The organism is Nocardia pseudobrasiliensis NBRC 108224 (assembly GCF_001613105.1).
Lineage (GTDB): Bacteria > Actinomycetota > Actinomycetes > Mycobacteriales > Mycobacteriaceae > Nocardia > Nocardia pseudobrasiliensis.
Map to the genome: position 1 here is coordinate 113,479 of NZ_BDBS01000001.1, position 14,249 is coordinate 127,727.

The 14,249-nt window shown below is 66.8% G+C and carries 12 protein-coding genes; 6 read left to right on the forward strand and 6 right to left on the reverse strand.

From position 1 onward, the window contains the following. Position 1 precedes the first annotated feature (1 nt). The 4 genes from NP4_RS00510 to NP4_RS00525 all read left to right on the forward strand — a co-directional run bounded on the left by NP4_RS00510 (position 2) and on the right by NP4_RS00525 (position 3,526). Positions 2-640 (forward strand): ComF family protein, encoded by a 639-nt coding sequence (locus tag NP4_RS00510; protein WP_067990149.1) that lies wholly within the window; start codon positions 2-4, stop codon positions 638-640. Positions 641-808: 168 nt separating this feature from the next. Then, on the forward strand, positions 809-1,594 hold the full coding sequence (gene hpf, locus NP4_RS00515; RefSeq protein WP_082875394.1) for a ribosome hibernation-promoting factor, HPF/YfiA family: 786 nt from the start codon (positions 809-811) through the stop codon (positions 1,592-1,594). Between the two features lie 123 nt (positions 1,595-1,717). Further along, complete coding sequence (locus NP4_RS00520; RefSeq protein WP_062507881.1) at positions 1,718-3,004, forward strand: acetyl-CoA C-acyltransferase; 1,287 nt, start codon at positions 1,718-1,720, stop codon at positions 3,002-3,004. A 42-nt stretch (positions 3,005-3,046) separates the two neighbouring features. Beyond that, positions 3,047-3,526: a GNAT family N-acetyltransferase gene (locus tag NP4_RS00525; protein ID WP_067990154.1), complete on the forward strand. Its 480-nt coding sequence runs from the start codon at positions 3,047-3,049 to the stop codon at positions 3,524-3,526. Between the two features lie 3 nt (positions 3,527-3,529). On the opposite strand, the gene bluB is transcribed toward NP4_RS00525, so the two are convergent. The 6 genes from bluB to NP4_RS00555 all read right to left on the reverse strand — a co-directional run bounded on the left by bluB (position 3,530) and on the right by NP4_RS00555 (position 10,421). Beyond that, on the reverse strand, positions 3,530-4,156 hold the full coding sequence (gene bluB / locus NP4_RS00530) for a 5,6-dimethylbenzimidazole synthase (RefSeq protein ID WP_067990157.1): 627 nt from the start codon (positions 4,154-4,156) through the stop codon (positions 3,530-3,532). A 201-nt stretch (positions 4,157-4,357) separates the two neighbouring features. After that, positions 4,358-5,611 (reverse strand): fatty acid desaturase family protein, encoded by a 1,254-nt coding sequence (locus NP4_RS00535; protein WP_067990160.1) that lies wholly within the window; start codon positions 5,609-5,611, stop codon positions 4,358-4,360. An 86-nt stretch (positions 5,612-5,697) separates the two neighbouring features. Beyond that, a complete protein-coding gene (locus NP4_RS00540; RefSeq protein WP_067990163.1) occupies positions 5,698-7,068 on the reverse strand; it encodes a fatty acid desaturase family protein in 1,371 nt (456 codons plus the stop codon). Positions 7,069-7,224: 156 nt separating this feature from the next. After that, complete coding sequence (locus tag NP4_RS00545) at positions 7,225-8,373, reverse strand: ferredoxin reductase (protein ID WP_067990166.1); 1,149 nt, start codon at positions 8,371-8,373, stop codon at positions 7,225-7,227. A gap of 97 nt (positions 8,374-8,470) precedes the next feature. Continuing rightward, the gene (locus NP4_RS00550) at positions 8,471-9,037 is read right to left on the reverse strand and encodes a DUF6912 family protein (protein WP_373863797.1); all 567 of its coding nucleotides are present in this window, start codon (positions 9,035-9,037) and stop codon (positions 8,471-8,473) included. Beyond that, complete coding sequence (locus NP4_RS00555; protein ID WP_067990171.1) at positions 9,021-10,421, reverse strand: WS/DGAT/MGAT family O-acyltransferase; 1,401 nt, start codon at positions 10,419-10,421, stop codon at positions 9,021-9,023. Before NP4_RS00555 ends, NP4_RS00550 begins: the two co-directional genes overlap by 17 nt. A 145-nt stretch (positions 10,422-10,566) precedes the next feature. Between NP4_RS00555 and NP4_RS00560 the strand changes: the two genes are divergently transcribed. Next, a complete protein-coding gene (locus NP4_RS00560) occupies positions 10,567-11,058 on the forward strand; it encodes an Rv3235 family protein (protein ID WP_082875395.1) in 492 nt (163 codons plus the stop codon). A 166-nt stretch (positions 11,059-11,224) separates the two neighbouring features. After that, the gene (secA, locus tag NP4_RS00565) at positions 11,225-14,062 is read left to right on the forward strand and encodes a preprotein translocase subunit SecA (protein WP_067990173.1); all 2,838 of its coding nucleotides are present in this window, start codon (positions 11,225-11,227) and stop codon (positions 14,060-14,062) included. The last annotated feature ends 187 nt before the right edge of the window (positions 14,063-14,249 follow it).

The following is a 14,249-nucleotide window of genomic DNA, read 5'->3' on the forward strand; positions in this document are numbered from 1 at the left end:
CATGCTGCTGGATCTGATCCTGCCGCAATCGTGCGGGGGCTGTGGGGAACTCGGCGCCGGGTGGTGTGCCGGGTGCGCGGAAAGTCTTGCCGGGCCACCGATTCGGGTGTATCCGCGCGCGGACCCCGGCGTGCCGTGCTGGGCGCTGGGTCGATATCGCGGGCCGGTGCGGCGCGCGGTGGTTGCCGTGAAGGAGCAGGGTCGCCGCGATCTGGCGGTGCCGCTGGGGCGGGCCCTGGCGAGGGGGCTGGATGGTTTGCGGGACCGCCAACGGTCGTTGGTGCTGGTGCCCGCGCCGAGTCGGGGCGCGGCGGCCCGGCGTCGCGGTGGGGATCCGGTGGCTCGGACCGTGCGGGTCGCCGGAAGTTGGCTGCCGGATTGCCGGATCGCCCCGATCCTGCGGATGCGGCGCGGTGTGCGGGATTCGGTCGGCTTGGGCGCGAGTGCTCGCGCACACAATCTGCGCGGGCGCGTCGTGGTGTCGGCGGGTTCGCTGCCCACTGCCGTGGCGCACCCGAATGTCGAGGTAGTGCTGGTCGACGACGTGCTGACCACCGGAGCGACCGCGCGCGAGTCGGTGCGGACGCTGGCGCGCGCCGGGATTGCGGTCCGTGCCGTACTGGTAACTTCAACCGTCTGATCGGGGGAAATTTGCGTGAACACTGGCGGACAGATCGCTGGCGTAATAGCGTGGCGAGTAGAGCGATCTGACACCCGAACCCAGAGTTTGGAGGTGGCGCCTCGGACGACTTCGTGCCGAGTTTCACGCATCGGTTCCCAAGCTCGGCACGGCTGATTCCCGCCATACATGCATCGATTGTGTGGCCAGATCCGGGAGGTACGCGTGACGACTTCACGACCTTCAGTGAAAGAAGCAGATCCCTCGGCCCGCTACGGCACTGAGTTCGACGTTCCGCAACGCAACGGAGCCGAGCAATCTGCAGCGGACCGGCCCAAGACGCCTCGAGCGGACGTCGTGGTGAAGGGACGCAACGTCGAGGTTCCCGATCATTTCCGAATCCACGTCGCGGAGAAACTCTCGCGACTCGAACGCTTCGACCCGTCGATCTATCTGTTCGACGTCGAGCTGTTCCACGAACGAAATCGCCGCCAGCGCAAGGCTTGTCAGCGGGTCGAGATCACCGTCCGGGGTAAGGGCCCGGTCGCGCGGTCGGAGGCCTGTGCGGACAGTTTCTACGGCGCGCTGGAGCTGGCCGTCGACCGACTGGAGAGCCGGCTACGCCGGACCAAGGATCGGCGACGCGTGCACTACGGGGAGAAGACCCCGCTCTCGGTGGCGGAGGCCACCGCGGATCTGATAGACGAGGCCCTGTTCCACGGGTCGTCGAACGGATCCGATCCGGCCCACGACCATCGGGCCGATGAGGTCGTCGAAGCCGCGGATTACGCGGGCCCGGGTCATATCGTGCGCACCAAGGTGCACCCGGCCACCCCGATGACCGTCGACGACGCGCTCTATCAGATGGAGCTCGTCGGCCACGATTTCTTCCTCTTCCAGGACAAGGAGTCCGACCGACCGTCGGTCGTCTATCGTCGCCACGCCTTCGACTACGGCCTGATCCGGCTCGCGTAGAAGGTCTTTCGGCCGGGGCCGTACCACGCGCCCCGGCCGCACTGTCTGTGACAGCGTGTATCGCCTTTTTCCTTACTTTGGAGTAAGTTGGTGGCCTCGGGTTCTGTGTGAGAGGAATATGTCGTGGCTGCCAAACGTCGTGCTGTGATCGTGTCGGGTGTGCGGACGCCGTTCGTGCGGGCGTTCACCGACTACACCCGGCTGGATTCGATCGACCTCGCCGATGCGGCGGTCGCCGGACTGCTGGAGCGGACCGGCCTGCCGAAGGATCAGGTCCAGGCGATCGTCTGGGGCGGAGTGATCCTGCCCAGCGCCGCGCCGAATATCGCGCGCGAGATCGCGCTGGATCTGAAGCTCGATCCGGGCTGTGAGGGTTACACCGTCACCCGGGCGTGCGCGTCCGGTCTGCAGGCGGTCACCTCGGCCGCCGCGGCCATCGAGCGCGGTGAGTACGACGTGATGATCGCGGGCGGAAGCGATTCCACCAGCAATGCCGAGGTGAAACTGCCGCAGAAGGTGGTGCACGCGGCGGCCCCGCTGGCCCTGGGCAAGCCCAAGCCGAAGGACTATCTGTCGGCCGTGGCACAGCTGGCGCCGTTCACCGATATCGTGCCGCGCCGGCCCAAGATCGCCGAGCGCACCACCGGTGAGGTGATGGGCGAGTCGGCGGAGAAGATGGCCGGGATCCACGGCGTCACCCGCGCGGCCCAGGACGAATTCGCCGCGCGTTCCCATCACCGGGCCGCCGCGGCCATCGAATCCGGGCGCTTCGACCGCGAGGTGCTGGAAGTCGTGACGCCCGAGGGGAAATCGGTGCGTCGCGATGGTCTGGTGCGCGCCGGGACCAGCGTCGAGAAACTCGCCAAGCTGGCCCCGGTCTTCGCCAAGGACGGGACCGTCACCGCCGGTAATGCCAGCCCGCTCACCGACGGCGCCTCGGCGGTGCTGCTGATGAGTGAGGAGAAGGCCCGCGCGCTGGGCTTCGAGCCGCTGGCCGCGTTCCGCTCCTGGACCTACGTCAGCGTCGATCCCACCGATCAGGTGCTGATCGGCCCGGCGATCTCCATGCCGCGCGCCCTGGACAAGGCCGGAATGTCGCTCGGGGACGTCGATTTCGTCGATATCCACGAGGCCTTCGCCGCGCAGACCCTGTCGGTGGTCTCCGCGCTGGCCAGCGACGCCTGGGCCAAGGATCGCCTGGATCGCGACACCGCCGTCGGCGAGATCGATCCGGCCGTGCTCAATGTGCACGGCGGTTCGGTCTCCCTCGGCCATCCCTTCGGCGCGACCGGCGCGCGCATGGTCACCACCATGGCCAACGAGTTGGCGATCTCCGGCAAAAGCGCCGCGCTGCTCGGCATCTGCGCCGCGGGCGGCATCGGGGCGTCGGCGGTGCTCGAGCGCGTCTGAAATTCGATTGAGGCGGGCGTTTCCGGCTGGTATCAAATCCTCATGTCCGAATCGCCCGTTTCCGCCGATATCCGCCTGCGTCCCGTCACGGCGGAAACCGCCTGGGACATCTTCGAACTGAGCAAGACGCTCTCCACCGAGCAGCGGAACATGGTGGCGGACAACGCGGAATCGGTCGCCGAGGCGCATTTCTCCGAGCGCGCCTGGTTTCGCGCGATCTACGTCGGCGATGAACCGGCCGGATTCCTGATGTTGCACGTCGGGGCCGACGAGGAGATCGACTGCGACGGGGTGTATCTGTGGCGGTTCATGATCGCCGGGCCGTACCAGGGCCGCGGCGTCGGTCGGCGGGTGCTCGAATCGCTGGCCGGATATCTGCGCGGGCGCGGCGTCCGGGAGTTGCACACCAGCTACGGCATCGGGCCGGGCTCACCCGAATCGTTCTACAAGGCGGTGGGTTTCGTGCCGACGGGGGAGTTCTACGGCGACGATCACGAGGTCGGCGCGGTGCTGCGCTGGTGAGGTCTAGGGGCGGAACCGCTCCCAGTGCACGGCCTCGGTCAGCGGCCGCCGGGCTCGCCAGCCGAAGCGCTCCAGATCCGGAACCTCCTGGAATTCGTGCACCGGGCCGACGCACAGCCAGGCGACCGGGCGAATGCCGGGCGGCAGGCCGGTGAGTTCGGTGAGAAACGGTTCGTCGTAGAAGCTGACCCAGCCCACACCGATGTTCTCGGCCGTGGCTGCGAGCCAGAGGTTCTGGATCGCGAGAATGGTGGAGTAGAGCCCGGTTTCGGGCACGGTCGCCCGGCCGAGCACCTGCGGGCCGCCGCGTCCGTCGTCATGGGTGACCACGATGCCGGTTCCGCTCTCGATGATCCCCTCGATCTTGATCGGTTCGAAGGTCCGCGCCCGCTCCGGCGGCAGCGATTCCCGGAACGCCACCCGCTTATCCGCCACATGCCCCGCGAACTTCTCCAGCGTCCCCCGATCCCGCACGACCACGAAATCCCACGGCTGCGAATTCCCCACGCTCGGAGCCCGATGCGCCGCATCCAAGATCCGTAGCAGCGTCGCATCCGCCACGATCTCGCCCGTGAACTCCGCGCGCACATCCCGCCGTCGCCGGATCACGTCGTATATGTCGGCCCGCATCCCAGCAGTCAACCAAAGCCCGCACCACCCGACGAACCGCACCCCTTCCAGCGTTCCGCACCCATTTCAGGCAGCCACAACGGGTGCGAAGCGCCGGAAAGGGTGCGGCGAGGGGTACCGAACGTTGTCGCACCCTTTCTCGCGCTTCGCACTCGCTGTGGGTAGCCGCAGCGGGTGCGAAGCGCGGAAAGGGGTGCGGGGTCAGCCGACGGTGACGGGCTCGCGGCGCGCGGCGATGCGGCGGCGGCCCTCCTTCAGGGCCGTGCGCAGGCCGCGACGGCGTCCGGTCGAGGCGTCGATCGTGGACGCGCCGCCGAAGACCTTCTCGGAGCGGGTCTCCGGGGCGTCGTGGGTGCTGCGGCGCAGGTACTTGTTGGGCAGCGACAGCTTCATGATGGTGCGCCAGGACTTGGCGTACTGCACCGGAAGCGAACCCGTGGTGTAGGGCAGGTCGTACTTGTCGCACAGCGCGCGCACCCGCACCGCGATGGCGCGGTAGCGGTTGCTCGGCAGATCGGGGAACAGGTGGTGCTCGATCTGATGCGACAGGTTGCCGGTCATGAAATGCATGAGCGTGCCGCCGGAGATATTGGCGCTGCCCAGCATCTGGCGCAGATACCACTCGGCCTGGGTCTCGTTGTCCACATCGAATTTGGTGAACTTCTCCGCGCCGTCGGGGAAGTGGCCGCAGAAGATCACGGCATTGGTCCACACATTGCGAATGACGTTGGCGGCGAGGTTGGCCGTCAGCGTCGACAGGAAGAACGGGCCCGTCAGCAGCGGGAACAGCAGATAGTCCTTACCAGCCTGCTTACCGATCTTCTTCAGCACCAGGCGACGGTCGGCCTCGAACTGCTTGCGCTCGGGGCTACCCGGCGCCCACTTCTTCTTGGCGAGCTTGCCCAGCTCCAGATGCTGAACGGCCACACCGTATTCGAAGAACATCTGCAGCAGCAGGTTGTAGACCGGCTGGCCGAGGTAGAACGGCGACCACCGCTGATCGCGGGTGACGCGCAGCAGGCCGTAGCCGATGTCGTCGTCCATACCCAGCACATTGGTGTACTTGTGGTGCAGGTAGTTGTGGGTGATCTTCCAGTGCTCGGAAGGGCCCACATTGTCCCATTCCCACGTCGCGGAGTGGATCTCCGGATCGTTCATCCAGTCCCACTGCCCGTGCATGACGTTGTGGCCGATCTCCATGTTCTCGATGATCTTGGCCGCGGACAGCAGGGCCACGCCCGCGAACCACGCGGGCGGGAAGAAACTGGCGAACAGCACTCCGCGCCCGCCGATTTCGAGGACGCGCTGTAACCGGATCACATTGCGGATGTAGCGCGCATCGCGCTCGCCGCGGGAGGCCTCGATCTCGCGCCGGATCGAATCCAGCTCGGCACCGATCGCTTCCACATCCTCGGGAGTGAGGTGGGCGTATTCCTTGACATCCGAGATTGCCATGGGGGTTACACTACCGTAGGTTACGGTTCCGTAGGTTAACTCTGGATTGATTCACAGTTGTGATCTGCGCCGCATTGTGAATGTTATCAAGGCCGCGCGTGACGCCGCCGAACGCGCCAGAGGGCCCGCTCGCGCAGGGCCCTTCGGCGCAGCGATTGCTGCTCCTCGCGGGCCTTGTCCTGCAGGGCCTGTTTGGCCTCGCGCAGCGCTTCCTTCTCCTGGCGTGCCTTCTCCTTCAGGGCGACCTTCGCCTCGGCCATGGCCGAGCGCAGGCCGCGGCGGCGACCGCTCTGCGGATCGAGTCCGGGCCAATGGCTTTCGGCCCACTGCGCGAACATCCGTTCCGAAGAGGTCTCCGGTGCGTTGTCGGCGGTGCGCCACAGGAACCGATCCGGCAGTGCCAGTTTGTGAATCGTACGGAATGCCAGCAGATATTGCTTGCCGAGCGAACCGGTCGTATACGGCAAATCGTATTTATCGCACAGTTGGCGCACCTGGGCGGCGATCTCGGGATACCGACTGCTCGGAATGTCCGGGAACAGATGATGTTCGATCTGGTAGCAGAGGTTGCCGCTCATGAACGCCATCGTCGGGCCGGCCTGGAAATTGGCGCTGCCCAACATCTGTCGCAGATACCACTCCGCCCGCGTCTCGTCGGCGAAGTGCTCCTCGGTGAATTTCTGGGCGCCGTCGGGGAAGTGACCGCAGAAGATCACCGCGTAGGCCCACAGATTGCGGATCAGGTTCGCGGTGGCGTTCGCCTTCAGCGTCTGCTTCCACGCCGGACCGGTGAGCAGCGGATAGATGACGAAGTCCTTGGCCACCTGCCGACCGGCCTTGCGCGCGAACGCCTTGTTCGGCTCGGACAGCAGCTTCCACGGCGATACGCCGGTCTGCTCCTTCTCCGCCGACAGATCGTGCAGCGCGATACCCCACTCGAAGGTCGCGGCGAGGATGAGATTGGCCAGCGGCTGCACCAGATGCATTGGCCGCCACTGCTCGTCGCGGGTCATCCGCAGGATGCCGAAGCCCAGGTCCTCATCCTTGCCGAGCACATTGGTGTAGGTGTGATGCGAGTAGTTGTGCGCCCGCTTCCACTGGCCGGACGTTCCGGTCATATCCCACTCCCACGTGGTGGAGTGGATTTCCGGGTCGTTCATCCAGTCCCACTGCCCGTGGCTGATGTTGTGCCCGAGCTCCATGTTCTCGATGATCTTCGCGACCGACAGCATGGCGGTGCCGAGCAGCCAGGCCGAGCGTTTCCGGCTCGCGAACAATGTGGCCCGTCCGGCCGCCTCGAGCATCCGCTGGGCGCGAATCGTCCGACGAATATATTTCGCGTCGCGCTCGCCCAGCGACTGCTCCACATTTCTGCGGATGGTGTCGAGTTCCGCGCCGAGCGTCTCGATATCGGCCGGGGTGAGGTGTGCGTACGCGTTGATATCGGTGATTGCCACTGTGTTGGATTGCCTTCGCTTCGCTTCGGCGTGTTCGCGGCCCGCGAACGGCGCTCGTAAGACTCGCACCCGAGGTGGTCCCGCCGGGTGTGCCGGTGTCTGCCTAGAGGGTAGCCGTTCTCAGTGAACAGGTGTCACGGCCGAGGGCGCGGCTGATCACACGTCGAGGGTGCAGTCGCCCGCGGCCGCCGAGATACAGGTCTGGATTTTCTCACCGGCCTGGCGTTCCATGCCGTTGCGCAGATCCCTGGCGTGTCCGTCGGTGAGCGTTACGACACAGGTCTGGCAGATGCCCATTCGGCAGCCGAACGGCATCTGCACACCCGCGCCCTCACCGGCCTGCAGCAGGCTGGTGGCCCCGTCGATTGCGACGCTGCGGCCGGTGCGGCCGAAGGTGACCGTACCGCCCTGGCCGACCGCCGAGCGGTCCACCTCGAAGCGCTCGACATGCAGGCGATCGCTCAGATCGGCCGCGGCCCAGTGCTTCTCGATATCGTCGAGCAGGCCGAGCGGACCGCACGCCCAGGTGTCGCGTTCGCGCCAGTCCGGGTACAGCTCGTCCAGCCGCGCGAGATCGAATTTGCCGTGCTCACCGGTCAGGTGCAGATGTGAGGTGAAACTCGGATGCCGATCGTGCATTTCGCGCAGCTCCGCGCCGAACATGACGTCCTCGGCCGTGCGCGCGGAGTGGATGTGCACCACATCGGGCACCGTGTCGCGGCGGTCCAGCGTGCGCAGCATGGCCATCACCGGGGTGATACCGCTGCCCGCGGTGACGAACAGGATCTTCGCCGGGGGCGGCTCCGGCAGCACGAATCCGCCCTGCGGCGCGGCCAATCGGACGACCGTGCCCTCGGGCACGCCGTTGACCAGGTGGCTGGACAGGAAGCCCTCGGGCATCGCCTTGACGGCGATCGAGATCAGCCGCTTCGACCGGCTCTCGGCATCGGTCCAGTCGGGTGGACACGTCAGTGAATACGACCGCCAGTGCCAGCGCCCGTCGACCAGGACACCGATGCCGATGTACTGACCCGGGGTGAACTTGAAGTCGAAACCCCAGCCGGGCTTGATCACCAGGGTGACCGAATCCGCCGTCTCCTTGCGCACATCCACGATCCGGCCGCGCAGCTCGCGCGCGGACCACAGCGGATTGACCAGGTGCAGATAGTCGTCGGGCAGCAGGGGGGTGGTGATCCGCGCCGCGGCCCCGCGCAAGGCGTTGAGGCGGGTCCGACCGGCCATCTTGGCTTCGGCCACCGGAGCCTCCAGCCATTCCCGAATACTCTGTACCGATTTCGAGACCATTCGTGCAGACGCCCATTTCCTGTGATCACGCGCCGATCGGCGCTCCTGTCAGCAAGGTTACGGCATCGTAGGTTAGGTCAGGATGGGAGCCGTGTCACTACAGGAGGTCCAAGAGGAAGGGCAGTTCCTGTGCGGCGTACCAAGCCAATTGGTGATCCTCGGCATCGCCCAGCACGAACTCGGCATCCGGATCACCGAGGTCGGCGGCGTCGATGACGTCGACGGCCTTGGCCACGGCCGGTTCGGCCTCGGCCAGGTCCACATGGACCGAGGCGATCTGGTTGTAGGTGATCGCGGCCGAGAGCCGGACCACCGCGTCGTCGAGATCGGGCCGCAGGGCGGCCTCGGCGACGTCCGCGGCGATCACCGCGCGCCGATAGACCGGGGCGTGGTAGCCGTCGTCGTCCTCGTCGCCGCCCGCCGAGCTGACGGCCGCCTCGCGCTCGTCGGCCAGCAGCCGCAGCGACGCGCGCGCGGCCTCACCCATCGCGACCTCGGCCAATTCGTCGTCGTCGCCGGAGGCGTAGGCCTCCCGCAGCGCCGGGGTGACCGCGAACGCCGTGTCGTTGACGGCGCGCAGTTCGCGATCGTTCACCAACTCCCGCAGCATGGCAACGGTCGCCGGGACGTAGACCCGTAGCTTGCCTTCACTGGACGCAGGCACCGAGCATCTCCTCCATCGACTCGCGCACCGCCGCGGACAGCACACCGATGTCGGCCATCGCATCGCGATCGGCATTGAGACCGTAGAACACGTTTCCGTCGTAGGACGTGATTCCGATACTCGAGGCCTGGTTGCGCAGCAGCGGCGACACCGGATACATCTCCAGCATCCGCGCGCCCCCGATGTACATCGGCTGCTGCGGACCCGGCGCATTGGTGATCACCAGATTGAACGTGTGCTCTGCGAAAGTACTCGCAGCCCGCACACTCATCGCATGCAGGCTCGCCGGAGCGAAGCCGGCCATGTGAACCAGGGTGCGGGCGCGCACGCTGCGCCGGTGTCGGGAGTGGGCGTCGGTGGCGTGCCGGATATGCGACAGCCGCATCACCGGATTCGGCTCGCCCACCGGCAGATCGATCAGAAACGAGGACACCTCGCTGGCCGGTTTGAGCTGATCGCCGTGCGGCCCCTCGACATAGACCGACATGGGCACGACCGCGCGCAGCACCGCCGACTGGGTGAGGATCTCCCCGCGCGACTGCAGGAAGGCGCGTAGCGCGCCCGTCAGCACGCCGAGGATCACATCGTTGATCGAACAGTCGAAGCGCCGGCGGATCTTGCGATAGTCCTCGAGATCGGTGCGGACCACGTCGAAGCGGCGATTGCGCGAGGTGCGCGCGTTGAACGGACTGTCGGGCGCGCCGCTGGCGGCCGTGCGCACCAGCGAGACCACCCGTTCCACGGCCCGGCCGGTGACCCCGACGATCGAATTCGCCCCGGCCTCGCGCATCGCCTCGAGGGCCTCGCGCGGCTGACCCGCCAATTCCACCGCGGCCATGGCCAGTAGCTCCACCTCGGTCGGTTCCCGGCGCGCGGACCAGGCGTCGGCGGCCAGCTCGCGCGGCGACGGGCTGGTGTCGAGGATGACATGGCCGATCTCGAGGGCGGTGCTGCCGTCGACCAGGGCGCTGTGGGTCTTGGTGAAGATCGCCCGGCGGCCGTCGGACAGCCCCTCGATCAGATACATCTCCCACAGGGGCCGGGTGTGGTCGAGCGGGCGCGAGGCGAGCCGGGCGACCAGATCGTAGAGCTGTTCGTCGGAACCCGGACCGGGCAGCGCCGAGCGCCGCACGTGATAGGTGATGTCGAAGCGACTGTCCTCCACCCACACCGGCCGCCCCACGGCGAACGGGATCTCGCGCACCTTGCGTCGATAGCGCGGCACCAGCGGCAGCCGCCCCTCGACGAGTTGGACCAGGCGGTCGTAACCCAATCCGCCCTCGTCGGCCGCGCGCACGATCGCGAGTGAACCGATATGCATCGGATTACTGCTCGATTCGAGCCGGTAGAACGACGCATCCTGCGGCGTCAGTCTCGTGATCACGCTTGTCGGTGCTCCCTTCCGGTACCCGCTCCATTGTGAGGTCCCACAAACCGTCGCGCGGCGGCCGTGTGGCAGATCTCGCGGATTCCGTGCGATGCTGGTGCGATTCGTGTCCAGGGGGGCCGACGAAACAGGGGGAAATCGGATGTTGTCGCGCGTGCCGAATGCCGAACCGCCGCTGAGCTCCGCCGGTCGGTCGGGCCGGGCGTCGCTGCCCTGCCGACCGCGACGTGCGGGTGCGGCCTACCGCCTGCGCGGCTCCCAGCGCCGCTCACCGCACGACGGGCGTTCCCCATCCTACGCCGGGCGGGGTGAAATCGGTTCGGGGGCAACGCTATTCGCCGAGCGTTCGCTACGTCTGGTGCTCGAGGCGCTGGACGGTCGGCGCCCGACCGCGCAGCTGGTGCGACTGGCCGACCCCGCCGTGACGGCCACCATCGAAACCCTCGCCCGCACCGGCGTCGCCGATCGCCGCTTGGGCGCGGCGGTACTGGTGACGGTGCGGGCGGAACCGATCGCACCGGGTGTGGCCGAGGTGGTCGCGGGGTACGAACGCGGCGCTCGCCGGTTCGCGATCGCCGCCCGGGTGGCCCGCCGACGTGGCGAATGGCGCCTCGTGGCCCTTAGATTGCGATGATCGCGGCGAATAACGCACCCATGGCTGCCGTGCGGTGCGCGCCCGCCGCCTAGGATGGATCCCGCATTACCATGGGCGATGCTGCCACAGTCAGCCCTGCTCGGGGTTCCAGCCCCGAGGGGGCGCCGAGACGAACAACACCGACCACAGAGGACTGACGAGACCCGTGCCTGCGCTGACACTGACGAGGTTGCTACGTTTTGGTGAGGGTCGCGTCGTCAAGCGGCTCGCGCGGCTGGCCGACGAGGTCATCGATCTCGAGCGGGAGTTCGCGGATCTCACCGATATCGAACTGCGGGACAAGACCGACGAGTTCCGGCAGCGCTACGCCGAGGGCGAATCGCTGGACGAACTGCTGCTCGAGGCGTTCGCGGTCGCTCGCGAGGCGGCGTGGCGAGTCCTCGGCCAGAAGCATTACAAGGTCCAGATCATGGGTGGCGCCGCGTTGCACATCGGCAACGTGGCGGAGATGAAGACCGGTGAGGGCAAGACCCTCACCTGTGTGCTTCCGGCCTACCTCAACGCGCTGTCCGGCGAGGGCGTGCACGTGGTCACCGTCAACGACTATCTGGCCAAGCGCGACGCGGAGTGGATGGGCCGCGTGCACCGCTTCCTGGGCCTCGAGGTCGGGGTGATCCTGGGCGGCATGAGCCCGGCCGAGCGCCGCGCCGCCTACGGCGCCGACATCACCTACGGCACCAACAACGAATTCGGCTTCGACTACCTGCGCGACAATATGACCCACTCGCTGGACGATCTGGTCCAGCGCGGGCACAACTTCGCCGTGGTCGACGAGGTCGACTCGATCCTCATCGACGAGGCCCGCACCCCGCTGATCATCTCGGGTCCGGCCGACGCGTCGTCGAAGTGGTACGCCGAATTCGCCCGCATCGCACCGCTGTTGAAGAAGGACCTGCACTACGAGGTCGACATCAAGAAGCGCACGATCGGCGTGCACGAGGCCGGCGTGGAATTCGTCGAGGATCAGCTCGGTATCGACAATCTCTACGAGGCCGCCAACTCGCCGCTGGTCAGCTATCTGAACAACGCCGTCAAGGCCAAGGAACTCTACGTCCGCGACAAGGACTACATCGTCCGCAACGGCGAGGTCATCATCGTCGACGAGTTCACCGGCCGAATCCTGGTGGGCCGCCGCTACAACGAGGGCATGCACCAGGCCATCGAGGCCAAGGAAGGCGTGGAGATCCAGCCGGAGAACCAGACGCTGGCCACCATCACGCTGCAGAACTACTTCCGCCTCTACGACAAGCTCTCCGGCATGACCGGTACCGCCGAGACCGAAGCGGCCGAGCTGCACTCGATCTACGGCCTCGGCGTGGTGCCGATTCCGACCAACCGCGCGATGGTCCGCAAGGATCAGGCCGATCTGATCTACAAGACCGAAGAGGCCAAGTTCAACGCGGTCGCCGACGACATCACCGAACGGCACGAGAAGGATCAGCCGGTGCTGGTCGGCACCACCTCGGTGGAGCGCTCGGAGTACCTGTCGAAACTGCTGACCAAGCGCGGCATTCCGCACAACGTGCTCAATGCGAAGTTCCACGAGCAGGAAGCGCAGATCATCGCCGAGGCCGGTCGGCCGGGCGCGGTGACCGTCGCGACCAATATGGCCGGTCGTGGTACCGATATCGTGCTCGGCGGTAATCCGGACATCATCGCCGACCTGCTGCTGCGTCGCCAGGGCCTGGATCCGGTCGACACCCCCGACGACTACCAGGCGCACTGGATGCCCACCCTGGAGCGGGTCAAGCAGCAGGTGGAAGAGGATGCCGAGCGGGTGCGCGAGGCCGGTGGCCTCTATGTGCTCGGCACCGAGCGGCACGAGTCGCGGCGTATCGACAATCAGCTACGCGGTCGCTCCGGCCGTCAGGGCGATCCGGGTGAGTCGCGGTTCTACCTGTCGCTGGGCGATGAGCTCATGCGGCGGTTCAACGGCGCGGCGCTGGAGTCGATCATGACCCGGCTCAACCTGCCCGACGATGTGCCGATCGAGGCGAAGATGGTCTCGCGCGCCATCAAGAGCGCTCAGACCCAGGTCGAACAGCAGAACTTCGAGATCCGCAAGAACGTTCTGAAGTACGACGAGGTGATGAACCAGCAGCGCACGGTGATCTACGCCGAGCGCCAGCGCATCCTGGCCGGTGAGGATATGGAGGGCCAGGTCCAGAACATGATCACCGATGTGATCACGGCCTACGTCAACGGCGCGACCGCCGAGGGCTATGTCGAGGACTGGGATCTGGACAAGCTGTGGGGCGCGCTGAAGACCCTGTACCCCAGCAGCATTGATCACAAGGATCTGACCGGCGAGAACGCTACCGGCGAGATCGGCGATCTGAGCCGCGAGGAATTGCTCGAGGCGCTGCTCGAGGATGCCCACGACGCCTACGCCCGCCGCGAGAAGGAGATCGACGATCTCGCGGGCGAGGGCAGTATGCGCAATCTGGAGCGTCAGGTGCTGCTCAGCGTGCTGGATCGCAAGTGGCGCGAACACCTCTACGAGATGGACTACCTCAAGGAGGGCATCGGCCTGCGTGCCATGGCGCAGCGCGACCCGCTGGTCGAGTACCAGCGCGAGGGCTTCGACATGTTCGCCGCCATGCTGGAAGGTCTGAAGGAGGAGTCGGTCGGCTTCCTGTTCAACCTGCAGGTCGAGGTGCAACAGCCGCAGCCGCAGGGTGTTTCGGTGGATCCGGGCCTGCGTTCGCCGGTCGGCGCGATGGCCGGTGGCCCCGCCGCACCCGTAGACGAGCAGCCCGTCGCCCCGGCGGCCCTGCGCGCCAAGGGAATCGGCGATCGCCCGAACGTCGGCGGCCTGACCTATTCCGGTCCGGACGAGGGCGGCCATGTCGCGCGCCACAGCGGTTCGGAGGAGTACGGCGACGACCGCCCCGGCGACGGGATGACCCGCCGCGAACGCCGGGAGGCCCAGCGCTCGGAGGGCCGGCACGCCAAGCCGCCGAAGACCAAGCGCCGTCACTGATTTCGAATGAAAACGCCCTCCCGCCGCACGGCGGGAGGGCGTTTTCATTGCCACGCGTTGCGTCGCCCGATGAGCTTGGTATGCACCCGCTGCCGGAGAGGTCGATGAGGGGCAAGGACATCGGTCCGGCAGCGGGGCTATCGGTAGTTTGCGGTGTCGTCGCCCGTCGGGGGAACTGTTGCGGTGT